24 protein-coding genes are annotated in these 24,935 nt (G+C 57.8%); 6 read left to right on the top strand and 18 right to left on the bottom strand.

Going from position 1 to position 24,935, the window contains the following annotated elements; genetic code table 11:
• The first annotated feature begins 42 nt into the window (after positions 1 to 42).
• A complete protein-coding gene (locus SHIM_RS17025) occupies positions 43 to 2,868 on the top strand; it encodes a molybdopterin oxidoreductase family protein (RefSeq protein ID WP_054003864.1) in 2,826 nt (941 codons plus the stop codon).
• 151 nt (positions 2,869 to 3,019) lie between these two features.
• Positions 3,020 to 3,781, top strand: a complete 762-nt coding sequence (locus SHIM_RS17020) for a 4Fe-4S dicluster domain-containing protein (RefSeq protein ID WP_054003863.1) — start codon at positions 3,020 to 3,022, stop codon at positions 3,779 to 3,781.
• On the opposite strand, the gene SHIM_RS20740 is transcribed toward SHIM_RS17020, so the two are convergent.
• Entirely contained in the window at positions 3,732 to 3,998 is a 267-nt protein-coding gene (locus tag SHIM_RS20740; protein WP_446740609.1) for a hypothetical protein, read from the bottom strand. The genes SHIM_RS17020 and SHIM_RS20740 overlap by 50 nt on opposite strands.
• Here SHIM_RS20740 and SHIM_RS17015 point away from each other — a divergent pair.
• Positions 3,880 to 4,653, top strand: a complete 774-nt coding sequence (locus tag SHIM_RS17015) for a dimethyl sulfoxide reductase anchor subunit family protein (RefSeq protein WP_446740608.1) — start codon at positions 3,880 to 3,882, stop codon at positions 4,651 to 4,653. The genes SHIM_RS20740 and SHIM_RS17015 overlap by 119 nt on opposite strands.
• On the opposite strand, the gene SHIM_RS17010 is transcribed toward SHIM_RS17015, so the two are convergent.
• The 9 genes from SHIM_RS17010 to SHIM_RS16960 form a co-directional block, all read right to left on the bottom strand.
• Complete coding sequence (locus SHIM_RS17010; RefSeq protein ID WP_054003861.1) at positions 4,654 to 5,304, bottom strand: DUF1523 family protein; 651 nt, start codon at positions 5,302 to 5,304, stop codon at positions 4,654 to 4,656. It lies immediately after the preceding gene.
• Positions 5,305 to 5,317: 13 nt separating this feature from the next.
• Entirely contained in the window at positions 5,318 to 5,584 is a 267-nt protein-coding gene (locus SHIM_RS17005; RefSeq protein ID WP_054003860.1) for a hypothetical protein, read from the bottom strand.
• Positions 5,585 to 5,586: 2 nt separating this feature from the next.
• A complete protein-coding gene (locus SHIM_RS17000; RefSeq protein ID WP_054003859.1) occupies positions 5,587 to 6,936 on the bottom strand; it encodes a DUF6638 family protein in 1,350 nt (449 codons plus the stop codon).
• Positions 6,929 to 7,210 (bottom strand): hypothetical protein, encoded by a 282-nt coding sequence (locus tag SHIM_RS16995; protein WP_054003858.1) that lies wholly within the window; start codon positions 7,208 to 7,210, stop codon positions 6,929 to 6,931. Before SHIM_RS16995 ends, SHIM_RS17000 begins: the two co-directional genes overlap by 8 nt.
• 234 nt (positions 7,211 to 7,444) lie before the next feature.
• Entirely contained in the window at positions 7,445 to 7,819 is a 375-nt protein-coding gene (locus tag SHIM_RS16985; RefSeq protein WP_152926582.1) for a hypothetical protein, read from the bottom strand.
• A gap of 6 nt (positions 7,820 to 7,825) precedes the next feature.
• On the bottom strand, positions 7,826 to 9,763 hold the full coding sequence (locus SHIM_RS16980) for an AAA family ATPase (protein WP_054003855.1): 1,938 nt from the start codon (positions 9,761 to 9,763) through the stop codon (positions 7,826 to 7,828).
• A gap of 83 nt (positions 9,764 to 9,846) precedes the next feature.
• Positions 9,847 to 10,968 (bottom strand): hypothetical protein, encoded by a 1,122-nt coding sequence (locus SHIM_RS16975; protein ID WP_054003854.1) that lies wholly within the window; start codon positions 10,966 to 10,968, stop codon positions 9,847 to 9,849.
• A 358-nt stretch (positions 10,969 to 11,326) separates the two neighbouring features.
• Positions 11,327 to 12,403, bottom strand: a complete 1,077-nt coding sequence (locus SHIM_RS16965) for a hypothetical protein (RefSeq protein ID WP_054003852.1) — start codon at positions 12,401 to 12,403, stop codon at positions 11,327 to 11,329.
• Between the two features lie 148 nt (positions 12,404 to 12,551).
• Positions 12,552 to 13,004 (bottom strand): MarR family winged helix-turn-helix transcriptional regulator, encoded by a 453-nt coding sequence (locus tag SHIM_RS16960; protein WP_054003851.1) that lies wholly within the window; start codon positions 13,002 to 13,004, stop codon positions 12,552 to 12,554.
• Positions 13,005 to 13,125: 121 nt separating this feature from the next.
• Here SHIM_RS16960 and SHIM_RS16955 point away from each other — a divergent pair, with 121 nt between their 5' ends.
• Together SHIM_RS16955 and SHIM_RS16950 are read left to right on the top strand one after the other, a co-directional pair.
• Positions 13,126 to 13,551: an organic hydroperoxide resistance protein gene (locus SHIM_RS16955; protein ID WP_054003978.1), complete on the top strand. Its 426-nt coding sequence runs from the start codon at positions 13,126 to 13,128 to the stop codon at positions 13,549 to 13,551.
• 81 nt (positions 13,552 to 13,632) lie between these two features.
• On the top strand, positions 13,633 to 14,604 hold the full coding sequence (locus SHIM_RS16950; protein WP_054003850.1) for a P1 family peptidase: 972 nt from the start codon (positions 13,633 to 13,635) through the stop codon (positions 14,602 to 14,604).
• Between the two features lie 12 nt (positions 14,605 to 14,616).
• Here SHIM_RS16950 and SHIM_RS16945 read toward each other — a convergent pair whose 3' ends face one another.
• Positions 14,617 to 15,399, bottom strand: coding sequence for an alpha/beta hydrolase (locus tag SHIM_RS16945; protein WP_054003849.1), 783 nt, complete (start codon positions 15,397 to 15,399; stop codon positions 14,617 to 14,619).
• Between the two features lie 187 nt (positions 15,400 to 15,586).
• Between SHIM_RS16945 and SHIM_RS16940 the strand changes: the two genes are divergently transcribed.
• Positions 15,587 to 17,776, top strand: coding sequence for an esterase-like activity of phytase family protein (locus tag SHIM_RS16940; protein ID WP_054003848.1), 2,190 nt, complete (start codon positions 15,587 to 15,589; stop codon positions 17,774 to 17,776).
• A 51-nt stretch (positions 17,777 to 17,827) separates the two neighbouring features.
• Here the strand turns inward: SHIM_RS16940 and SHIM_RS16935 are convergent, their stop codons facing one another.
• The 7 genes from SHIM_RS16935 to SHIM_RS16905 all read right to left on the bottom strand — a co-directional run bounded on the left by SHIM_RS16935 (position 17,828) and on the right by SHIM_RS16905 (position 24,858).
• Positions 17,828 to 19,039 (bottom strand): MFS transporter, encoded by a 1,212-nt coding sequence (locus SHIM_RS16935; RefSeq protein WP_193749950.1) that lies wholly within the window; start codon positions 19,037 to 19,039, stop codon positions 17,828 to 17,830.
• 141 nt (positions 19,040 to 19,180) lie between these two features.
• Positions 19,181 to 19,654, bottom strand: coding sequence for an Hsp20 family protein (locus tag SHIM_RS16930; protein ID WP_054003846.1), 474 nt, complete (start codon positions 19,652 to 19,654; stop codon positions 19,181 to 19,183).
• Between the two features lie 120 nt (positions 19,655 to 19,774).
• Positions 19,775 to 20,605 (bottom strand): trypsin-like serine peptidase, encoded by an 831-nt coding sequence (locus tag SHIM_RS16925; RefSeq protein WP_152926581.1) that lies wholly within the window; start codon positions 20,603 to 20,605, stop codon positions 19,775 to 19,777.
• A gap of 64 nt (positions 20,606 to 20,669) precedes the next feature.
• Positions 20,670 to 21,992 carry a glycolate oxidase subunit GlcF gene (glcF, locus tag SHIM_RS16920; RefSeq protein WP_054003845.1) on the bottom strand — a complete coding sequence of 441 codons (1,323 nt, stop codon included), beginning with the start codon at positions 21,990 to 21,992 and terminating at the stop codon, positions 20,670 to 20,672.
• Between the two features lie 2 nt (positions 21,993 to 21,994).
• On the bottom strand, positions 21,995 to 22,234 hold the full coding sequence (locus SHIM_RS20735; RefSeq protein ID WP_054003844.1) for a CPCC family cysteine-rich protein: 240 nt from the start codon (positions 22,232 to 22,234) through the stop codon (positions 21,995 to 21,997).
• Positions 22,231 to 23,337, bottom strand: a complete 1,107-nt coding sequence (gene glcE / locus SHIM_RS16910; protein WP_054003976.1) for a glycolate oxidase subunit GlcE — start codon at positions 23,335 to 23,337, stop codon at positions 22,231 to 22,233. The genes SHIM_RS20735 and glcE overlap by 4 nt, the downstream gene beginning before the upstream one ends.
• A gap of 81 nt (positions 23,338 to 23,418) precedes the next feature.
• Positions 23,419 to 24,858, bottom strand: coding sequence for an FAD-linked oxidase C-terminal domain-containing protein (locus SHIM_RS16905; protein WP_054003843.1), 1,440 nt, complete (start codon positions 24,856 to 24,858; stop codon positions 23,419 to 23,421).
• Positions 24,859 to 24,935: the final 77 nt, after the last annotated feature.

Here is a 24,935-nt window from a genome sequence, read left to right as displayed (position 1 = left end):
CAAAGGTATCAGTTCCGGAACACTCTGACCGAAAGACCCCGCATGACCTTTCAGCAGCCCAAGCTCGACACCTCGCCCAAAGTCTCTGACGAGGTGCGCCAGACCACCTGCTATATGTGCGCCTGCCGATGCGGCATCAACGTGCACATGAAGGACGGTCCCGACGGCAAGAAAGAGGTCGCCTATATCGAGGGCAACCGAGATCATCCGGTCAACAAAGGTGTGCTTTGCGCCAAAGGCTCAGCAGGCATCATGCAGGTCAACGCGCCCTCTCGCCTGAAAAAGCCTCTCAAACGCGTCGGCCCGCGCGGCTCTGGCGAGTATGTGGAAATCGAGTGGGAGGAAGCCCTGTCAACGGCCGTTGGCTGGCTGACAGAACTGCACGAAACCGCACCGCATAAACTCGCCTTCTTCACCGGACGCGACCAGTCGCAGTCCTTCACATCTTTCTGGGCGCAACACTTTGGCACCCCTAACTACGCAGCCCACGGCGGCTTTTGCTCGGTGAACATGGCGGCGGCGGGCATATATACTATGGGCGGCGCATTCTGGGAGTTTGGTCAGCCCGACTGGGATCACACCAAACTCTTTATGATTTTTGGCGTCGCCGAGGATCACGACAGCAACCCCATCAAAGCGGGCATCGGCAAGATCAAAGCGCGCGGTGCCAAGGTCATTGGTGTGAACCCCGTACGATCTGGCTACAACGCCGTGGCGGATGAATGGGTCGGCATCACACCGGGCACCGATGGGTTGTTTGTGCTCGCGCTGGTGCATGAATTGATGAAGGCCGGCAAAATCGACCTGCACTATCTCGCACAATACACCAACGCGCCCGTGCTAATAGACGGCGAAACCGGCTTGCTGATGCGCGACGACGACGGCAAACAACTGGTCATCGACCGCACCACCGGCAAGCTCACACCGTTTGACCAGAAAGGCGTGCAGCCCGACCTCTCCGCGCAATATCGCCACGCAGGCGTGACCCACAAAACCGTCATGCACCTGATGGCCGAGAAATACCTCGACCCGCAATATGCACCCGAAAACGTCGCCGAGCGCACTGGCATCTCCGCCCAGAAAATCAAAACCATCGCAGCTGAACTTGCGCGCGTCGCCTTTGACGAAGCCTTCGAGCTTGATCAGGAATGGACCGATTTCCGCGGCGAGACCCACAAAACCATGACCGGCCGCCCCGTCAGCTTTCACGCCATGCGTGGCATCTCGGCCCACTCCAACGGCTTTCAGACCTGCCGCGCACTGCATGTGCTGCAAATCCTGCTGGGCACCGTCGAGGTCCCCGGCGGCTTCCGCTTCAAACCGCCTTATCCCAAACCGGTAGAGGCCCACCCAACCCCGCATGGCGTTGGCCGCCCCGGCAAACCGCTGGCCGGTCCCCACCTCGGCTTCCCGCGTGGTCCCGAAGACCTGCAAATCAATGACGACGGCACAGCGTGCCGCATCGACAAGGCCTTCACCTGGGAAAACCCCATGTCCGTGCACGGCCTCATGCATATGGTGATCTCCAACGCCCACGCCGGTGATCCTTATCCGATCGACACCCTATTCATGTACATGGCCAACATGTCGTGGAACTCGTCCATGAACACCTCGGGCGTGATCAAGATGTTGACCGACCGCAACGAGGATGGCCGCTACAAGATCCCGCGCATCATCTATTCGGATGCCTATAGCTCCGAGATGGTCGCCTACGCCGACCTGATCCTGCCAGACACCACCTATCTGGAACGCCACGATTGTATCTCGCTGCTAGACCGCCCCATCTGCGAGGCCGACGGTGCCGCCGATGCAATCCGCTGGCCCGTGGTGGAACCCGACCGCGACGTGCGCGGCTTCCAATCTGTGCTGGTTGAATTGGGCGCGCGCATCGGCCTGCCGGGTTTCCTCAATGAGGACGGCACGCCCAAATGGAAAGACTACGCCGACTACATCGTGAACCACGAACGCCGCCCTGGTGTGGGCCCTCTGGCCGGTTTCCGCGGCGAGGACGGTGACCAGTTCGGACGTGGCGAGGTCAACCCGGGTCAGTTGGACCGCTACATCGAAAATGGCGGTTTCGCGATCCAACATGTGCCAGACGCCGCCCGCTACATGAAACCGTGGAACATGGACTATCAGGACTGGGCAGTAAAAATCGGCCTGTTTGATGCGCCGCAACCCTTCCTGTTCCAACTCTACGTGGAACCAATGCGCAAATTTCAACGGGCCGCCGAAGGCCACGGGGATCGCCAACCACCCGAACACCTGCGCGATCGCCTCAAGGAGGTCATGGACCCCTTGCCGATCTGGTATCCGCCACTAGAGGACGCCAGCATCGACCCCGAAGAATTCGACGTGCACGCCTTAACGCAACGCCCGATGGCGATGTATCACAGCTGGGGCACCCAAAACGCATGGCTGCGTCAGTTGCACGGCGAAAACCCCCTCTATCTGCCCACCAAGCTCTGGCAGAAACACGGCTTTGCCGAAGGCGACTGGGCCCGCGTGACCTCCGTGCATGGTGAAATCACCGTGCCGGTCGCGCATCAGGCGGCTCTCAACGAAAACACCGTCTGGACATGGAACGCCATCGGCAAACGCAAAGGCACCTGGGCCCTCTCCGAGGACGCACCAGAATCCAACAAAGGCTTTCTGCTCAATCACCTGATCCACGAGCTGCTGCCTCCCAAAGGCGACGGACTACGTTGGGCCAACTCCGATCCCATAACGGGCCAAGCCGCATGGTTCGACCTGCGCGTGAAACTCGAAAAAGTGGTCGCGCCTTCCGAAAGCCAACCGACCTTTGACCCGATCCAATCTCCGGTCGCCCAAGGACCGTCAGATCTCAAATGGAAGGTGGGCAAATGACACACACTTTCCTCTTGCCCAAAATATCCCGGGGAGGCCGCAGCTGTGCTGCGGCAAGGGGCAGCGCCCCCATGCCAGGACCCAAAAACCGCGCAGTCGCGATACCGACGCGATACCAACGCGATACAGCCCCCCATCTGGAGGCCCACTCATGACCACGCTTCCCACCTCCACCGACCGCAAACTCGGCCTTGTGATCGACCTTGATACCTGTGTCGGCTGCCACGCCTGCGTGATCTCCTGCAAAGGCTGGAACACCGAAAACTACGGCGCGCCCCTGTCGGACCAACGCCCCTATGGCACCGAACCCATGGGCACCTTCCTCAACCGCGTGCACAGCTACGAAGTGCAACCCGAAGCAGGCTCCGCCCAAACCGTGCACTTCCCCAAATCCTGCCTGCACTGCGAGGACGCCCCTTGCGTCACCGTCTGCCCCACCGGCGCCAGCTACAAGCGGGTCGAGGATGGCATTGTCTTGGTCAATGAGGACAGCTGCATCGGCTGCGGCCTCTGCGCATGGGCCTGTCCCTACGGTGCGCGTGAGATGGATCAAGCCGAAGGCGTGATGAAGAAATGCACCCTTTGCGTCGATCGCATCTACAACGAAAACCTGCCCGAAGAAGATCAGATCCCCTCTTGCGTACGCACCTGTCCCGCAGGTGCCCGGCACTTTGGCGACCTGGGTGATCCCAACTCAGACGTCAGCCAACTGGTTGAATCCAGAGGCGGTTTTGACCTGATGCCGGAAATGGGCACCAAGCCGGTGAACAAATACCTTCCGCCGCGCCTCAAGGATTCATGGGATGATCAATCCCTTCTGGCGCCGATGCTGGCCCCCGTCGCCGACGAACCGCGCGGCTTCCTCAGCTGGCTCGACAAAACGCTGGACAAAATTCCCGGAGGGTCCGCCTGATGCATCCCGCCCCGTCAGTTATCATCTTTTCGACCCTCTCAGGCCTCGGCTTTGGGCTGCTCTTTTGGCTCGGCATTGACCCAACGCCGCCAACAGGCATGACCGGATTCATCTTCTTTGCCATTGCCTTTGCCCTCGCGGTCGGGGGCCTCTTGTCTTCCACATTCCACCTTGGCCATCCCGAACGCGCCTGGCGCGCCTTCAGCCAATGGCGCACAAGTTGGCTATCGCGCGAAGGTGTCTGCGCCGTCGGCGCGCTTTGCATCCTTGGCCTCTACGCCGCCGCCCTCATCTTTTTGAACATCCACATCGCCATTCTGGGCTGGATCGGCGCGGCGTTATCGGTGGCAACTGTCTTCACCACATCGATGATCTATGGCCAACTCGCCACTGTGCCGCGCTGGAAAACCCCTTTGACTCCAGCACTTTACCTAACATTTTCCATCGCTGGTGGTGCCCTTTTGTCAGGTCGCACGACAATTGCAATCGCGCTCCTGTTCTTTGCCGCCGCCGTACAACTGGCGTGGTGGCAACGCGGAGACAAGGCGTTCGCAAACAGCGGAACAGACCTTGGAACAGCCACGGGTTTGGGCGAGAGAGGCACGGTCCGGTCCATGGCGCATCCACACACATCGCCCAACTATCTGATGAAAGAATTCGTCTATGTGATCGGCCGCAAACACGCGATGAAATTGCGCGTTATTGCCTTTGGCCTAACCTTCGCGCTGCCGCTGATCCTGCTGCTTCTGCCCTTTAGCCACATCTTCGCGGCCTTGGCGGTGCTCAGCCATATCGCAGGCGTCGCAACCTCGCGCTGGCTGTTTTTCGCAGAGGCCGAACACGTGGTCGGCCTCTACTACGGCATGCGCTGATTACCGCGCCTGGCCTCTGAACGTATCAAGCCAAGCGCGGAACCGTCCGCGCTTTTCGGCGATGTTGTCACCGGCCGCCTCAAAACTGTCGCCCATGTCCTCAAGAACCGGATCAATACGGGCTTCGCGGAACCGCCTCCATCGCACCCAAATGGCCCAGACAAATGCAAAAAACACAATCAGGATGGCGATATTGAGCCACGGTATGAACGTCACATCCGGGCTGTCCACAGCTTTAACGCCAACCGCATTGGGATAAATCGACAAGAACTCGTTGCGCCAGCCATAATGCTTGATGGCGACCCATTGCGGTGCATCGGCGCTGGATTTCAGATCCGCGGCCTCGGCCTGCAGGTTCGACGTATCGAACTTAAAATAGGGCGGCCAACCCGCCGACGTGTCTTCATTGCGATAGACCATTACCTTGTCGTTCGGAAACTTGGTCTGAATGAAAAATATGTCGCGGTTCACAGTCGTTTCCGCATTACCTGCATCCGACTTGGCCCAAAAAATCGAGTTCTCGCCAAAATCGATCCGCTTTTCATAGGTATCCGTGACACGCACAATGTCATTCTGCGGCAATGTATAGTGAAAGAACGCCGCCACCAGCAGCCAGAACAGCCCCCAGAAACCCCATTTTACATAGACCATCTCTCGGGTCCCCCTAGTGGAAATTCATAAAGTAGATCAGCGTGATAACCGCTGTCACCGGAATGATATAGACACCCCAGATCAACTTGCGACGCAAGCTGCCGTCATAATCGCGCAAACCTTCGTCGACAAAGGCTTCACGATCTCCCGTCATGCCTTCTTCGTCCCACTCAGCTTCCAGCTTGTCACGCCGCACACCGCGCGAATACCACGACAAACAAAAGTAGATGATGGTCAGAACCACAAAGCCGACAACGGCCAATCTTCCCAGTGCAAACATCGCTATCTCCTCACCGCGCCCCAAGGTCCCACGCGGTCGATCATATCGTCACTTGCCCTCCGGCGCACCCGTGGCATTTCCAAAGGTGCATCATGGCCGAACAACGCCGCCCGCGCTCCCGCCTTATCCACTTGGTATTCCCGCTCAAGGAAATCCGCAACAAAGCTCTTTTTGGTGTCAGTCCAGCCCTGATAGAGGCGGTAAAACACCTCCTTGTGGCAAATGAACAACTGCCGGATGTCTTTGGGCGCCAGTTCCGCCAACAGCATATTCACCAAATCCGCCTGATCCGTGTCTGTGGCGCGCAGCGTATAGAAATATGCCGGATGGTCGCTGGAAATCCGAGGCCATTTGCCTTCGTTTTCCGCCCAATCCACCATCTCGCGCAGCCCGTGATATTCCGGTGGCAAATGATCCGCGTGATTTCGCGCCAACCGGCGGATATCCCGCCGAGTTGCCCCCGTCAGGTCAACACCCGCATTCTGCGCTGCATCGACCACAATGAAATCCATCTTCTGCCGCAGGATCGCACTCGCATCGATGCCCCGTGCCTTCACAATCGGCTCCACCAGATCGTTGTAGTCAAAGAACTTCGCAATCTGGTTTCTGTCTTTAAAATCAAACGTGTATTTGATCGGCAGCTTGCCCAAATCGCCCTTGATCCCACTGGTGATCGCCGCCGGATGCCCAACGCCGCGAAAGAAATAAACCCCACCAAAATGCGCCGTCCAGAAATCCTCCTGATCAAACGCCATATGGCGCAAAGTCACCGGATTACGCGTCACATCCCCCGTGCGTTTCGCCAGCGTGATCATGTCGGCAATCAGCACGTCGTCAAACCATCCATCCTCATCCTGTTTGAACCGTTCCGCCAGTGCCCCCAACTTCTCCGCATCGCGCAGCGTGCCCTCAGTCGTGTCGGCCTCAACCGTGACCTTGCGAATATCAAATAACCGCACTGGATCGCTCACGGAAAACACCGAATTCACCAACTCACCGGCCACAGAATCACGCGCGGTTAAGGCAAATAGCTGCGGCTCGTTCTCTTCAATGAAATGGCGCAAAATATCGCGGCTGTTAGAGAACTTCGCATTCAGCAGCGGCGCGGTTTTCTGATCCGTGGTCAACAAGATGAACTGCCGGTTACAGCCCCCTTGGTTGAGGTACAGATGATCCCCCAGCGCATCGCCCACCTCGGGGGAATAGCCCGAAACATCGATGTGAAAATCGGTGAGGTCGGTGGTTTTGCCCGTCAGGTGTTTCAGCGCACGATTATAGCGCTCGACCAGAATGGGCGAGGCCACCTCGATCAGGTTGCCAAACATCAGGCCACGTTGGATCAGTCTATGCATCCGCCCCTCCCTGAGATGTCGTCAAGGCTACGACAAGCATCCCGATCAAATACACGAAAGGCCAGAGGTATAAGCCAAACACCTCAACCCATTGCGCGAGCGGCTCCGTATTCGGTGCCGCCGCACCTGCGAAAATCAGAAAGGCCACGACAAGCAAGTTATAAACAATATAGAGCGCGAACAGCACCGCGAGCGGAATCAATAATTTGGGCCATGAAAATGGCCGCAGCATTCGCACACTGAGATAAACTCCGGCAACAGCGGCAACGGCCATTAGGCCCCCAACCGCCAAGGTCGCGTACTCAAAGTATGAAAGCGCCATGTTGATCTCCAAGACTTCCAGTTTTCTTCCGCCCGGACTTTAGCCGGGCCGCGCCCGACCTCCCCCCGGAGGGCGCGTTTGCACCGTCAATCACACACACCAACACCTGCGCTCCTTGCACCAAATCGCCAATTCCAAAGCAATCCAAAGCGCCCACCAGGTCGGGCGCGACCCTCATCGCTGTCATCACTGCCCCTCCTGCGCCATTTCCTGCCCGCGCCGCGCTTCCACGCCCTGCGCTTGGCCAAACCAGACCAATCCCAAGATCGGCGCCCAGACAATCGCCGCCATCAAAGACAGCCGTGAATGCATCCAAAGTGCTGTTCCAAGCTCCGGCCTCGACCCAAGCGTCATAGCGTGCACACCGCGTGCGTTGGTCAAAACCACGGAGATCCCGTAGCCGACGCCAAACAGGATCACCGCCGACACAGCAATCCCCAGCATCACTTTGTGATGGGACCGCGTCTCGTGATCCACCACAAAACGCGGGATCAGCATCGCAAGCACGCCAAGCACAATCAACGGTAACCCCGTGTTCACAAACCCAATGCTGTCGAGCACAAACACTTACGCCTTCCCCTCCAGATACCGCCGCTTCGCCGCCTCGCTCCGCTGCATATCGCGGACCATATTCTCAATCGCCACCTCATCCGACTTATCGGCATAGCGGAACTCAGAATCCGCATAACGGTTGATCTCCTGCACCACCATCTCGGTGGTGATCGGCACCCGAAGCTCACCAATCATGTCTTTTTTGGTGTCGTAATCCTTCGTCAAAAACAGCTCTGGCTGCGCCATCCATGCGTCCGGCAATTCAAAGTCCATCGCCCGCACCTTCACGGCATCCGTGATGTTCTTGATCGCCCGCCCCGTGAACCGGGGATCAGCCTCCTGAATGGCCTTCAGGTACGTACCCATCTTGGCAATGGTGTCCAGATCCCCGACCTGTCCATGCACGCGATCAAACACGTTGAGCAACCCCTCCTCATGCGGCTTGTTGTGGCTTTCAAACGAGGCCGCCACGGCCTTCTGGATCATCTGCGCTTCAAACAGCTCATGCGCCCCCAGCGCGATGTCGTGGTTCTTGCCCATCAACAGCGCAAGGATGTCGATATAATCCTCCCGCGTCTGCGGCCCATCCACCAAGAACCGCGCCCCGGCCCGCTGGCGCAGCGCGTCGTCCACGTTCTCGGGATAGTTGGAAAACATCCCGAACGTACAGTTGCCGCGCACCACCGTGTTGGCGCCCGCAAAAGCCTCCATAAAGACCGCCGTAACCTCCTGTTGACCCGCGCTCGATTGCCGATCCCCGCGCTTGCCTGCGATCTGGTCGATGTCATCAATTGTGCCAAAACCGATCACCTGCGGATCCAGAACATTCTGCACAAAAGCCTTGGCATTCTGCCCTGATTTACCTTGATAGCTGTCGATATTGTCGACGCCAAAGTTCTGATACCGGAACGGATAACCCGCCACCTGACAGTAGTCATTCACCAAGCCCGCCATCATCTGAATAAGCGTGGTTTTCCCCGTCCCCGGCGCGCCATCCCCCATGAAGGTAAAGATGAACCCACCCAACTCGGCAAACGGGTTGAGCCGCCGATCAAAGTCATAGGCCATCAGCATCTTGGCGAGCTTCATCGCCTGATATTTGGCGATGTGATTGCCCACAACCTCGTTGGGTTTCTTGAAGGTCATCGTCAGCTTGCTGCCCTTCGCCGCCCGCGCCGGCGTAAAACCATTGATCGTCAGATCATCCGCCTGAACCTTCCAACTCGCGCCCACAAATGCCGCCAACTGCGGCGCATTCTGCGCCCGCAAAGCCACCTTCTCCATCAACTGCTCGGCAAAGGCACAAACGCAAGCCACAAGCCGATCCTCGTCCGTCACCAACGCGGCGATGTCCTGATCCAACTCCCAAAGCGCGCCATGCAACGCAAGCTGCGCATTGTCCGTCAAGACTTCCTCGACTTCGCCAACCTCAACCTGTGTCTCGCCCAACAAAGGCGCCAACAGAAACGACGTGGCATTGGCAAAGACATAGCTCACAGCCAAAGCCTCAGCCGCCAACAGCTCGGAAAACGCCGCCTTTTTATCCGCGCCCAGCGCGCCCGCCAGATTGTCCCGCTTCAACGCGGCCAATCCCGACGCCTCGGCGAAATTCTCACCCACCGCCAGCGCAATCGCCAGCGACCGCCGCAACCCATGCTGCACGTTGGCCTGCGTGGGCGACACCAAGGGATCTTCTCCGCCCGCGCCCTCAATGCGCTCCACCAGATGCACGCCTTCAGGCCGCGCAGTCGAGCGTGTCACCAAACCCGGCGTGGTAGACCGAAACCGCCTCCGCGTGCCAATCCCGCTGGACCGTCCCGGCGCCGCGGCGACCTCTCGCCCTTTCGCAATCCGAGGCGTATGATCAAAGCCGTCGAGCATCCCAACAGCCGCCTCATAATGCTTGCGAATATCCTCTTCGCGCAGCTCCATCAAATCACCGGTCACGCTCATCTATTCCACACCCTCAATTTTCCTCTTGCCTCAGATATCCGCGCCGCAGGCTTGGCCCAGGGGGCCGATCACTTGCAGCCGACTTAATACCTCAACACCCGCCCCTGCGGGCTCACCACATATTTCGTCACGCTGCCAAACCCCGGCGGGTTCAATTCTTCCAACGCCTGAAACGGTCGCTGCGGCAGGATCAGGGATCGCTCCATGCTGGTTGCCCCCAAATCCGCGCCCCGCCCCGAGAATGGATCAAGCGCAAACACCTGCCGCTCCACGGTACCAAACCAGCCGGACCGCTCGTCCTTAACCTGCTCGGAGTGCAAATCCTCGGTGGTCCAGGCCAGCGCCCAGTCTTCACCTTCAGGCGACCGCGCGGCCTCCAACACCTCGCGGATCGGCCCCGTCTGACGAGTGAAAGCGCTTGAATACATCGGCCCTACATGAATTCGCCGCAGCCGCTTGGGATGCAGATCGTCAAAACTCTCGTCAAATCCCTTGGCAATGGTCACAAGCTTCAGCCCGCCTACTGCCTGTGCCATGAGGTGCGCCTGCACCTCAGGCCAGCGTCGCTCATCCTTGGGCAAGGCCCGCCGTCCGGTGTCCTCCACATCCATCAGATAGATCGTCGGCAGGTTGTTCTGGCTGTCATAAACCGCCCAATGGATCAAATATTGCCGCCGCCGCTCTGACAGACTGCCCTGCCATTGCACCTCAGGATGGTTCTGCGCCCAGAACAAATGCCCCTTCAGCAATTCTTCGTAATAAAGCCGCTGGCTAAGCGCGAATTGCAGCCTTGTAGGGATCTCCTGTTCGCCCACGATCACCCGCAGCATCTCATCTTTGAGCGTTTCTGTGTCCGGCATATTGCGCAAATGGCTCTCGGCCTGCTGCGCGTCATTCGCCATGACCAGCAACTCATTGAACACTGGAAAGCCGCTCTCCACCGCATCCATCGCCAGACTGCCGAAAAAATGCCCCGTCTCGCGGCCCACCAGCAGGTACTTCATGCTCAGGGCTTTGAAGGTATAGCCAATCGCCAACAGATAGCGGGTCAGAACCTTAACCTCAGCCTCCCCGATCGCACCCTCGGCCGCCCGCGCCGCCGCGACCTGCGTCAGATGCTCGGTGATGCGCTCAAACTTCTGGAAATACCGCCGCGACGCGCGGGTCTCCATCAAAGCGGTGTGGTCTTTGGTTGACGTCGTCATACTGAGCTACTCCGATCAACAGGATTGGGCTCGAATTGACGGGCAAAAAACACAGAATCAAAGTCACTGATTTCCACTATGTGAATAAAGTTATTCCGCAGCCACTTCGTGCAAACGGTGTATGGTCGCCCCTCAAACAGAGATTCCTTCGGAAGATCGCTACGCCCGTAGCCCCACGGACGACCGTCCACACCAAAAAAACTAATTACTCCTGAGGTTTCCTTTCCGATGGCTTGGGCATAGCTCAACACGCCCGCCCGTCTGTCAGGTTCCTGAAACCGCAAAATGGCTCCCCTCGCCAGATAGGCCGGGGGTGCCCTGAACAACGGCAGCCAGTCCTTTCTGAGGTGTTCCAAAGCTACGCCCCATACAAGTTCTTATCGTGCTTCTCGACGATCTTGGCAAAACGCCGTGCAAAACGCTCATCCGCCTTGGCCTTCGCCTCCAGTACATCGCGCGCAAACACCATGTGCTCCTCATGGGCTTCCATCATGTCCGCCATCTTCTGGTTCGTCGCCGTGCCAATCGCCGCCATCGACGCTTGCGCTTCCTTATCCGTCTCCACACCAATCTCGTTGATCCGGTGCGCGATGTCCTGTTGCTGCGCGGTTTTCAAAGATTTCGTCAGCGCATCATAAAGCACCACACGCTGTTTGGTGTCTGTCTGCAGCTTGTTGATCAGCACCATCTGCGTCGCCGCCTGGTTCTGCAGTGAATCGACCCAGGTCTTACCCTTCTCGATATAGCGCTCCAGCGTTTGCGACTTCGCCAGTTTGACCTGCTCCTGCTGCACCAACTCATTGTAGGCCTTGTTCAGGTCCGCCAACTCGGTCTCAAGCTTGGTACGCGCTGCTGCGTCCTGTTCTACCGCAATCTTGTTCTCGACCGCTATAATATTGGGGTCCATAGCCAAAATCTCAGCCCGCAAGGTTTCCAGTTCCCCCACCGTAAATTCCCGCTCATCCAGCGTCTCAGTCAGGTTGGTCTCAACCTTGACTTTCTGCTCTTCCAATACCGAAAGTTGACCCTGCAAGAGCTGGGTGATCACGTCCGACTTCGCAATCAGATCCTGTAATTTGTCGTCGATATTGGCGGTCTTAATGCGCTCCGCCCGAAGGCTTTCTGATTTGCCACGGCTAAAGATGCCGACAAAGCTTTCCCAGCCCGTCTTGTCCCGCATCTGATCAAAATCTTTTGAAAACGCAGCCGTCACATCATCAAGCCCCATAATCAGCTCGGCAATATTGGCGTTCATCACCTCTGTATGCGCGTGCACATCGTCCAAAGTCGCGTTTTCAATGTCGATGGCGACATCTTCGCCCGTCTTCATCTTACTGCGCGCCGCATCGATCCGGCCTGTCAGTTCGGCAATCTTTGCCTGTGTTTCCTCAACCTGTGCCTGAGATTCCCGCACCTGCGCGTCAAAATTCGCCATGAAACACTCCCTCTTTTCAAATCCTTGAGGCTGATATGGGTAATGTTACGCACATTTACATCACGCCTCGCTTCTATTTGGGCGAAGTGTTGCAAATGCGCACGGCAAATGAAAGTCCGCAGGCGAATTCATCGCAAAGATGAGTGGATTATTCGGCTGCCAAATTGTGCGTCGCCAATCCGTTGCGCAGCTTGCGCAACTCCAACAACAACGCTTTCAATTCAGCTCCAGGCATACCGGTCGCGTCCGCGACGCAGGTGCCGATGCCCTTGGCTTCATGACGCAACGCGTCGCCTGTCTCGGTTAAAGACACCCGCACGCGGCGTTCATCCTCGGCGTCGCGCTGCCGCCGAACAAATCCGGACTTTTCCATCCGCTTCAAGAGTGGCGTCAATGTGCTGCTCTCCAGCCCCAACTGCCCTCCAATGCCATTCACCGTCTGATCGTCATTTTCCCACAACAGGATCATCACCAGAAACTGCGGATAGGTCAGCCCCAAGGGCGCCAGCAGTGTTTTGTACAACCGCGAAAAAGCGTGTTCGGTGCTGTAGACCTCGAAACACAGCATCTGGTCGAGGATAGACTTTGACATCTCAGACATGGGCGACTCCTTCCGGTCAAATTAAATCGCCCGCGATTAAATCGCAAGCCCTTGACGAATCGCGGCGCATCAATTTATATCGCTCTCAATTAAATCGTACACGATACAAATGGAGACAGCCATGCTCAAATCCACACTTTACACCACATCCGCCACCGCAACCGGGGGCCGCGAAGGCCGCGCTATCAGCGACGATGGTAACCTCGAAGTCTCCCTCGCTACACCCACGGCTCTTGGCGGCGCAGGCGGCGACGGCACCAACCCCGAACAACTGTTTGCCGCCGGCTATGCTGCCTGTTTCCTGTCGGCAATGAAATTCATCGCCATGCAGCAAAAGGTCGCCCTGCCCCAAGACGCAGCCGTCACCGCGACCGTCGGGATTGGACCGCGCGAAGACATCGGGTTTGGCCTTGAGGTTGGCTTGAAAATCGACTTGCCCGGCGTCGAGACCGCCGTGGCACAAAAGTTGATGGAAACTGCCCATCTGACTTGCCCCTACAGCCATGCTACCAAAGGTACACTGAGCATCACACCAGAGCTGGCATAAACCAATCAAGGCCGCCTCAAACGGGCGGCCTTGTTCCTTTGGATCAAGGCGTTACTCTGGACCCAACCAAAGGAGATCCCCATGCAGACCGGCCCCAAGAACCTGATCACCGATGTTGCGGGCCTGCGGGTCGGAAATGCGCAAGACAGCCACATCAAAACCGGCTCCACCGTGTTGGTCGCGGACAAGCCCTTTACTTGCGGCGTTTCGGTCATGGGCGGCGCGCCCGGCACACGCGAAACCGATCTCCTGGCGCCGGACAAATCGGTGCAACAGGTCGACGCGCTGACGCTGTCGGGCGGTTCGGCCTTTGGCCTTGATGCGTCTTCCGGCGTGGCGGACCTTCTGCGCCAAATGGGGCGTGGTTTTGCGGTTGGCGACCAGAATGTGCCAATTGTTCCCGGCGCGATCCTGTTTGATCTGCTCAATGGCGGCGACAAAGCCTGGAGTGAAAACCCATACAAAGCCTTAGGCGCCGCCGCACTGCAATCGGCCGCCGAGAATTTCACCCTAGGTTCTGTGGGCGCTGGCACCGGAGCCACGCTCGCCAGCCACAAAGGCGGGCTGGGCTCAGCCTCTGTTGTGCTGCCTTCCGGTCACACGGTTGGCGCTCTCGTTGCTGTAAACGCCTTAGGTGACGCCAGCCCGGACGGCACCCATTTCTGGGCCGCCCCTTGGGAAATCGACTCCGAATTCGGCGATCGCGGTCTTATGACCCACGCGCCCAGAGGATGGCCAAAAACCAAACTCAGCAGCCACAACACCACCATTGCAATCGTTGCGACCGACGCAGATGTCCCGCAAGCCGTTTGCACACGCATTGCCACCGCAGCGCACGACGGTATGGCCCGCGCTCTGGTGCCGTCTCACACGCCGATGGACGGTGATCTGATCTTCGCGGCATCAACCAATGCAAAACCGCTGACAGATCCCGCAACCGACGCCTTGATGCTCGGGCACGCCGCCGCAACCTGTCTGGCCCGCGCAATTGCTCGGGGCGTCTGGGCCGCCACTCCGGCCGACGGCGACACACTCCCCTGCTTCAACGCCTAACCGCGCTCTTGCTTAGCCAGCGAACAGCATTCGGCACAGATCGCTGTCGGCATCCGCCAACGCATCAATCACATCAAAGTGGTGTTTGTCGCCCACAACAATCCGGTCACAGCCCCAAGCTTCGCTTAGCCACTGGGCCTGATCGAGAAAAACAGGCCGCTCAGCCGACCCAACCACAACCGTGACCTCCACATCATCGCGCGGCGACAATAGCGCCGGACTCTCGGCAAGACATTCTGCCTCGTCCAACTGTAGGTCGGTATTCATCGAAGTCTTCAATAACGGGCGTAGATCAGACACAGGGGAAATGGGCACAGATCGCACCACCCGCGCCGCCACATTCTCCGGCAAGACACCCGAACAAACAGCCCGCGCAACAAGATGCCCGCCTGCAGAATGCCCCGCCAGAACGATCGGTCCCGCAACCTCGCCCGCCGCATGTGTGATGGCCCCGGCAATTTGCTGCGTGATCTCTGAAATCCGCACGTCTGGTGCCAGATCATATGATGGCATCGCCACCGCCCAGCCACGCGCGCGTGCGCCCTTTGCGAACGCGCTCCAGAAAGACTTGTCAAACCGCAGCCAATAGCCGCCATGCACAAAAACCAGCAGACCCTTTGGTGTGCCTTCGGGCAGCATCAGATCATAGACTTCCCGCGCACCGGTGCCATAGGCCACATCAACCCGCGCCGCCGACTCGTTGCGATAGGTTGCGGCCTCTTTGGCCCAACGATCCGGATAGGCATCTGCGCCTTCAATATAGGCCGCGTTGGCATAGGCGTCGTCCCAATCCATTTGTCTCTCCCCATCTCTCATTTGTTGCGCAGAATGCTGCACTGGGACGGAGATAACAAACCCTTCTTTGGCCCTCTCCGGCCGGACAATCCGGACGCGATTTTCACAAATTTGTCACCGACGCGATACCGACGTTTTGCAGACGCGATGTAGCACCGTCAAAGACAATCCCAAAAGGAGAACTTTGATGTCGCTTCGTACCCTTTGCCTGACTTCGGTCGTGGCGTTGGTTGCCTCTCAGGCCGCCGCCGAGATGACCTTCAACCGCATCGCGTCTTTTCCCGTGGTCAAAAACATGGCCGCTGGCGAAGACACCAACCGCGAAACTTCGCCCGAAATCATCGCCGCCACCGCAGACGGCATGACGCTGGTCTACACAGATAGCCCGCTGGGTGCCTTGGGTCGTATCGACATCACCGATCCCGCCAACCCAAAGCCGTTGGGCAACATTGCCCTAACTGGTGAGCCGACATCCGTGGGCATCGTGGGTGACCTCGCCATCGTCGGCGTCAACACCTCCGAAAGCTATACCGCGCCGTCTGGCATGTTGCAGTCGATCAACATCGCCGACGGCACCGTCACCAACAGCTGTGATCTTGGCGGCCAACCGGATTCGGTTGCCGTGGCACCCGACGCCAGCTTTGTGTCTGTAGCGATCGAAAACGAACGTGACGAAGACCTTAACGACGGGATTATTCCACAAGGCCCCGCCGGCTTTCTGGCGATGATCGAGCTGACCAAAGACGGGCAGTTGGACTGCGATACATTGGCCAAAGTTGATCTTACCGGCCTCGCTGACATCGCTCCATCTGATCCCGAGCCCGAATTTGTGTCGATCAACACGTTGGGTGAAACTATTGTTACCATTCAGGAAAACAACCACCTTGTGGTTGTTGCCACAGACGGCACTGTGCAAAATCACTTCTCGGCCGGTGCGGTTGATCTGGAAGGCATTGACGCGACTGATGAGCGCGGCGCGTTGCTCTTCACCGAAAGCCAAGAGGGCCGCAAACGCGAACCTGATGCGGTGACTTGGATCGACGATGCCCACTTCGCCACGGCAAACGAAGGCGACTACGAAGGTGGTTCGCGCGGCTGGACGATCTTTAACAAGGACGGCTCCGTTGTGTACGAAAACGGCACCGAGTTTGAAAAAGCCATCATCGAAATCGGCCACTACCCTGACAAACGCTCCGACAGCAAAGGCGTTGAGCCTGAAAGCGTGACATTCGCCAAATTCGGCGACACACCTTACCTTTTTGTCGGTGCTGAACGTGCCTCGATTGTGGGTGTTTATGACGTCACTGACCCCGCTGCTCCGGTGCTGAAACAGCTGCTGCCGTCGGGTGTCGGCCCTGAGGGCTACGTCGCAATCCCCGAGCGCAATCTCTTGATTTCCGCGAACGAAAAAGACCTGATCGAAGACAACGGCGCGCGTGCGCACGTCATGTTGTTTGAATATCAGACCGCGCCGGCCTCTTACCCGCACCTCACATCCGCAGGCGCAGACGAACTGATCGGCTGGGGCGCATTGTCTGGTCTTGTGGCTGACAAGGACGGCATCCTCTGGGCGGTCAACGACAGCTTTTACGGCTTCCAGCCATCTATCTTCAAGATCGACACCAACCACACTCCTGCGCGCATCGTGGACGTAATCCGCATTCATCGTCAGGACGGCCACCCAGCGCAGAAACTGGATCTCGAAGGCATCACGCTTGACGGCCAGGGGGGCTTTTACGTCTCTTCCGAAGGCCGCACCGACCGGGTGATCCCACATGCGATCTATCACGTGTCTGCCAAAGGTATGATCAAGGACCGCAAGGGCGAGATCGGCCTGCCAGCAGAATTGATGGCGGTCGAGAAACGCTTTGGATTCGAAGGCATCACCAAGATCGGCGACACCCTTTGGATGGCCGTTCAACGGGAATGGAAAGACGATCCAAGGCACCACGTCAAACTGGTGTCCTACAACCTTGAAACCAAAGAATGGGGTGCGGTGCATTATCCCAAAGCGGAACCAGCCACGGGTTGGGTTGGCCTCTCGGAAATCGTCGCACACGGTGATTGGGTCTATATCGTTGAGCGTGACAACCAGCACGATTTCCGCGCAGTGACCAAGAAAATCTACCGCGTGCCGGCTTCCGAGATGGTGCCTGCACCTTTGGGTGGTGACTTGCCAGTTGTCAGCAAATCTCTGGTACGTGATCTGTTGCCTGACCTGACCTCTACCGGCGGCTATGTCTTGGACAAAGTCGAAGGTTTGGCCATCTCCGAAGACGGGACCGCCTTCATGGTCACCGACAACGACGGTGTGGACGATCACTCTGGCGAGACGATCTTCCTCAACCTTGGCAACATCGAACCCGCTGCCAACTAATAGTTGGGTTGTACTCGCAAGATGGCCCCGACGTTCACGCGTCGGGGCTTTTTACTGGGCAATCCGCCGAATGTGCATGAACATTAGATAGCCGCCCACAAGTGTCGTGGAGGACGCGCCAGTGATGATCAGCGCCGACTGAAGCCCAATCGCATCTGCCAAAACCCCCATCATTCCCGCACCCAACGCCGACCCGCCTGCCGCAATCACAGCCCACAGGCTCATGACCCGACCACGCATGTCATCCTCAAGATCAAGCTGAATGGCAGTCTGCGTCGAGATCGCAGTGACGGTTGTGACAAACGACATCGCCGCCGCCACCACCAACGCGCTTTCCCAAGTTGGGGCGAACCCAAGACAGACGACCAACGCAAGCCCCAAAACGATTGCCAATCGCGTCGACAAAGGCAGGCGTCCGGGCTCTTGCGGAGGCAACAACGCTTGCGAAAACCCGCCCAGGATGGCCCCGACACCCGTGACGCTCATTAGAATACCAAGGCCGCTGGCGCCTTTGTTAAAGACTCCGTCCGCCAAAGGTGGCAAGACCTCCAGCGCGCCACGCGCCACAAGCGCCAGAATTCCGGCAACAAACATCGCCTCGCGCACCGAAATCGTGCGCCAGACATACCGCAAACCCGCTGCCAAAGCCTGAAAAAACGGCTCCTGTGCGCTGCCTGTGTCGCGCCGGGGGCGCAGGGAAAGGCGTGTTAGAACAAAGATATAAGGAAGAAACAAAAGCCACTGAACAAGCAGCGTATGCGCGACGCCTATAAGCGCAATCAAGACGCCACCTACGGCGGGGCCAATCATACGTGCTATGTTGAAATTGATCGCCACAATGGTGACCACGGACCCGACATATTCCCGCCGAACCAGTCGCGGCGTCAATGACATCCGCACCGGATGATTGGCCGCCATCACCACCCCGAACAAAAGCGAAAACAGCACCAAAAGATACGGGGACACGGTGCCCGATGCCACTGTGGCCCAAAGCGCCGCAGACAGACCCGCGTTCAGGATTTGAACCGCCAAGACCGCGCGTTTAACGTTCATCCGGTCGACCCAGACACCAAAGAGCGGCGACAACACAATCGACGGCGCAAACAGGAAAAAAGCCACCGCGCCCACCAGTGTGGCTGACTCCGTCATCTCCCACGCCAGCCAGCCCACCGTGATCCGCTGCATCCAGATAGCCATCAGACCAAAGGCCGAGCCAAACACATAAGCGCGGAAATTATTGGATTTCAAAGCGCCGAGGTTCACGCGCGGCTCCTGTTTCAAGTGAGGCGCGACAGTGGCCCGTGATCGCGCGAACCGCAACACCACAAACCAAAAACGCGCGCCCCAATGTTGGGACACGCGCCTGACTGCAAGGGGAGGTTTGCTATGTCAGTTTCCTTTTGACTAGTTGACGGCCTTAGTCTCAACCACGTCTTGCTCGACGGCTGTCGACGCGCCATTGGCGATCTCGATCCGCCGTGGTTTCAGCGCTTCGGGAATTTCGCGTTGAAGGTCGATGTGCAGCATGCCGTCGGTGTGGCTTGCGCCCGTTACACGTACGTGGTCGGCCAGATGGAAGCGACGCTCAAACGCGCGGGTGGCGATGCCACGGTGGAGAAAAGTCTTGTCAGTGCCTTCCGCGCCTTTGCTCGCGGTCACCAACAGAGCGTTTTCCTTGACCTCGATGCTCAGGTCGTCAGACGAAAAACCGGCGACAGCCAACGAGATCCGATAGGCGTCATCAGCGGTTTTTTCGATGTTGTAGGGGGGGTAGCTTGGCTGTGAAACGTCGTTGGTCAGAACCCGATCCATCAGGTTTGCAATTTGGTCAAAGCCAACTGACGAACGGTACAGCGGTGCAAAATCATACGTGCGCATAGGGTTATCCTTTACATAAGCGACAACAGATATGTGCCTTCCAAAACGGACAGGCAATTCGTTACGGGACCCATCATTGGCGTCCCGATACAGTGTCATTTGGGAAAGGATTTCCGGGTTTCAACCCCCGTTGGGCCGCACAAATTTCGCGCCGGTGCTATTTCGATGCTCATGCGAGGTCTTGGACCGTTCAACCACAACGGGCTCTTGCGCCATAACCGCTTGCAACTCAGACAGAGCGAAATCCAACGCCGTACCCAAGGCAACCTTTTCACCGTTGAACTCTGCTTTGGCTGCCACAACCGACGCGATACGGGTTTGCCCGTTTTCGGTCACAAAAACCGGAGCGCCGCTGCTGCCGAAATCAATGTCACACGACAAAACATAGACACCCTGATGGCGCCCTAGCACGCGACAGGTTTCCTGAAACGATGGCGCGGCGTCACGACCCACAGCATAAGAAACCACGCCGATTTTGGAACCTTTTCGCAACCGGCCAGCGGTCTCAAATGGCATAATCTGGGTGTTGCGGATGGGGTGGTACAATTCCAGCAAGGCAATGTCGCTTTGTGCTCGGGTCAACAGCTCGTCCTGACCAAAAACATAGTCTGGATGCACAGCAGCACGCCGCACTTTGCGATAGGCCTCCGCGCGTCCGTTGCGCCAACCAGCGCGGAATTCCACCGCACTCAGATCACGTGCCTCGCCGGTGTCGCGATCAAACAGGCAATGCGCTGCAGTCAACACCTTGTCCGGTGCAATCAAAGCGCCTGTGCAAAAGCCGCGCCCGTCAAATTCCAACCGACCAACCGCGCCCCAGCCTTTGCTGGCTTCGCCTGTGTCCAGACGGCGCAGACCCGAGTCTTCTGCCAAAACAGAAGACGCCAAAAACAAGATCAGTAAAGATGCAAAAAGCCGGGCCACCGCGCGCTCCTGTTTGAACTGTCCCATGGGACTACCGCCACCTCTTGGCCGAAATGAGGCAGCACCTTGTCGCGCATGGCACTTTGTCAAACTAGCGCAGTATCGGGATATCCGGCACTCTTTTCCCCGGTTCCGTAAGTGCTCTTGGTTGCGGCCCACCTGTTGCCCAATCCAAAAGCTCAACAGTGTGCACTATTGGCACGTCCGTCCCCGATCCGATCTGCATCATACAACCTATGTTGCCAGCAGCGATGATGTTCGGGTTTTTCGCCTCCAGTGTTTGCACTTTGCGATCTTTGAGCTGACCTGAAATCTCCGGCTGCATCAGGTTATATGTCCCCGCTGAGCCGCAACAAAGATGGCTGTCGGCGGGCTCCACCACCGTGAACCCCGCACGTTTCAGCAAATCCTTGGGAAACGTCTTGATCTGTTGTCCATGCTGCAGCGAACAAGCCGCATGATAGGCCACCACCGTGTCCTTGCTTGCGCCTTCTGGCAGATCAAGCTGCATCAACACCTCCGACACATCCATCGCGATCTCACTGACTCGCGCGGCATCTGCTGCCAGCGCCTCATTGCGGAACATATGCCCATAATCCTTGACCGTTGTGCCGCAGCCCGAGGTGTTTATGACAATCGCATCCAGCCCATCGCCATCAATTTCTGCACACCAGGCGGCAATGTTTTTTGCCGCCGCTGCGTGGCTTTCGTTCACCTTACCCATATGATGGGTCAATGCTCCGCAGCACCCCGCACCTTCGGCCACCACGACCTCGCACCCCAGCCGTGTCAGAAGCCGAATGGTGGCGTCATTGATGTCGGTGTTTAGCGCCTTTTGCGCACACCCCGTCATCAAAGCGACCCTCTTTTTGCGCACGCCGTCGGGGGCAAAGCTTTGCGGATCATCGTTGCGACTGACGGGTGGAATGGATTTTGGCGCCATGTCCAACATCGCGCGCAACCGCGCGTCCGGCATCAAAAACCGGAAAGGCCGCCCGATTTTGGCGCCAATCAACGCCCAGCGAAACCGCATCGGATACGGCAAAATTCGCGCCAACAACCAGCGTAACATCCGATCAGTAAACGGCCGCTTGTATGTGGCTTCTATGTACTCCCGCGCGTGATCCACCAGATGCATGTAATGCACCCCACTCGGGCAGGTCGTCATACAGGCCAAACAACTGAGGCAACGGTCTATGTGCATAACCGTTTTGGCATCCGGCACACGCTCGTTCTCAAGCATATCCTTGATCTGATAGATCCGCCCGCGCGGGCTATCAAGCTCATCACCCAACACCTGATACGTCGGACAGGTCGCCGTGCAAAATCCGCAATGTACGCAGGCGCGCAAGATCTCGTTGGCGCGTTGAATGCCGGGATCTTCAAGCTGCTTTTCCGTGAATGTCGTCTGCATATCTATGGCAACCTTCTTGGGTCCAGGGGGCGAGAAGTGGGATCACTTGCTCCAAGCACAATGTAGGTCTGACGCGCCTGGTTCAGAGAAAGCCCGTTGGCGCCACCTTTCATGCCGGGATCGCGCAACTGGACAGGATCATTTTGCCAGTTGCACATTTCGCAAATTTCAAAACAGCCGGGCTCTTTGAATTCGTCAATCTCACCGCAACACGGACAATCGAACCGGTCTTGTGCACTCATCCCATCTTTCCCGGATTAAGAATGCCGCGCGGGTCAAACTTTGCCCGCAGTCCTCTGGAAATCGCGGCCAATGCTGCCGGTTCCGGAGGAAACACCGGCACATGTCTGCGCACATCCTCAGAGGCTTTGACCAACGTGGCATGCCCTCCAACCGCTGACAAAATCGCGCGTAAATCCAGGTCTTCAGGCACAGCCACCCAGATCAACCCGCCACCCCAGTCGCAAACCGCGTCCGGTTCGCCCAGTTTCTCCAACACCGCGGGCGCATCCGTGGGTTTGACCGACAGCCGCCAGATTGCGCCAACTGCGTCAGCCAAAGCACGCACATCGCGCACATCATGCCACAGGCTGGCACTTTTTACGCCTTCGGCAATGGACCATCCAGCACAAGCCCCATCCTGCAATTGCTTTACCCGGTATTGCACGGAACTGTGCAACCCCTCCAGGCGAACCAACGCCTTGCCTTCTTTGCTGACATAGGCCGCACCGCTTACGTCATACGGTGACCCCAACGCAGCGGACAAGGCTGCGATGGCCTCCGCCGAAGTCAGGCCCTCGGCCACAAGTGTCGCCTCCGCCTCAGGTATCGCCTGCACTTTCAGGCTCACTTCGGTCAGAACTCCCAAAGTGCCCCAACTGCCCGCCATCAGTTTGACAAGATCATAACCGGTGACATTTTTCATCACCCGCCCGCCGTTCTTCAGAACGCGCCCGGCGCCATCCACAAAACGCACCCCCAAAAGGCTGTCACGACAGGCTCCGACTTGAATGCGCCGGGGTCCGCTGACATTTGCGGCCACCACGCCACCAATCGTCGATGTCCCATTAGTTCCCAGTAGCCCGCGATGATCCATCGGTTCAAACGCCAACCGCTGACCCTCCGCAGCCAACGCAGCCTCAACGTCCCGCAATGGCGTCCCAGCCTGCGCCACCAAGGTCAGAGCCCCCGGCTCATAAAGTGTCACACCACCAAGATCGGAAGTCCGCAAAACGTCACCCTCGACCGGCGCGCCGATGTCCCGCGTGCCGCCGCCCTGAATGCGCAAAGCGCCTTTGGCGCCAGCCACTAAACCGGCCAGCTCAGCCTCATTTGTCGGAGTCATCATCTTGTTCTTGGTCCTAAATTCATCAGCAGGCTCGCGGCAGTTCTTGGGGATCAAAACAGGTCCCGGCCCACATATCCATTACTCGGCCGCCATCCGTCGGGCCTCACTACTGCGCAGCGGAAACACCTTTGCAGGGTTCAAAAGCCATTTCGGATCAAACACATCCTTGACGGCCATCTGAATTTCCAGATCTTCCGGCGCGTATTGATCCACCATCAAATCGCGTTTCTCGATGCCGACACCATGTTCACCTGTCAAACAGCCGCCAACCTCAACGCAGAGTCGCAAAATATCAGCGCCAAAGGCTTCACATTTTTCCAAATCCCCCGGCTTGTTGGCATCAAACAGAATAAGCGGATGCATGTTGCCGTCTCCTGCATGAAACACGTTGCCTACGTCCAGCCCATACTCTTTGGACAGTTCGCCAATCCGGCGTAGAACGTGCGGCAGCTGGCTAACAGGAATGGTGCCGTCCAGACACATGTAGTCGTTGATCTGCCCCATGGCTCCAAAGGCGGACTTACGTCCCAACCAGATCCGTGCACTTTCCTCGGCGCTTGTGCTTTCCCGCAACTCCACCGGATTGTGCCGTCGCGCAATTGCCAAAATCCGCTCCAGTTGCGCGTCGATTTCGGCATCTGATCCTTCAACTTCTACAATCAGCAAGGCTTCACAATCCGGATATCCAGCGCCGGCAAAGGCTTCAGTTGCACGAATGCAGGGACGATCCATGAACTCGATTGCCACCGGCAGGATGCCGGATTTAATGATGTCGCTGACGCATTGGCCTGCCACCTCATTGCTGTCAAAACCCATCAACACAGGACGCGCGCCCTCAGGCTTGTGCAAAATACGCAAAGTCGCTTCGGTCACGACACCCAATTGCCCTTCGGAGCCGCAGATCACGCCGAGCAGATCAAGCCCGCCCGCGTCCAGATGCGCCCCGCCGATTTCGACAATTTCCCCATCCATCATGACCATCGTAACGCCCATCAGATTGTTGGTGGTCACCCCGTACTTCAGACAATGCGCACCGCCGGAATTCATCGCGATGTTGCCCGCGATGGCGCAGGCCAGTTGGCTTGAAGGATCCGGCGCGTAAAAGAAACCGTCTTCCTCAACAGCCCCCGACACGCTCAGATTTGTGCGCCCTGTCTGCACCCGAATGAAGCGGTTGTCATAGTCGGTTTCCAGCACGTCGTTCATCCGCGCCACGCCAAGAATGACTGAATCGGCTGTTGGCATTGCTCCGCCGGCCAGTGATGTTCCGGCACCGCGCGGCACAACGGGCACACCTTCGGCGTGACAAACCTTAAGTATTTCCGACACTTCCTGAGTTGTGGTGGGCAGGGCAACCGCCAAAGGTGGACATCTATACGCCGTCAGCGCATCGCACTCATAAGCACGAGTCTCAACTTCGTCGGAAATGACCGCATGCTCAGGCAACACCTGACGCAGCCGAGCAACAATCCTATCCTTGCGCGCCAGAATGGCGCGATCCGGGTCTGGCATCTGCATGACGGAACCTCCCAATAATTGGTAAATAAATATAACCAATTTTCCCGACTGGCAAGACCTTTGCGTTGCCGCTACTG

It is taken from the genome of Shimia sp. SK013 (assembly GCF_001292625.1).
Lineage (GTDB): Bacteria > Pseudomonadota > Alphaproteobacteria > Rhodobacterales > Rhodobacteraceae > Shimia.
The sequence above is the reverse complement of the archived record's forward strand: the minus strand, read 5'-3'. Positions and strand labels throughout refer to the sequence as shown.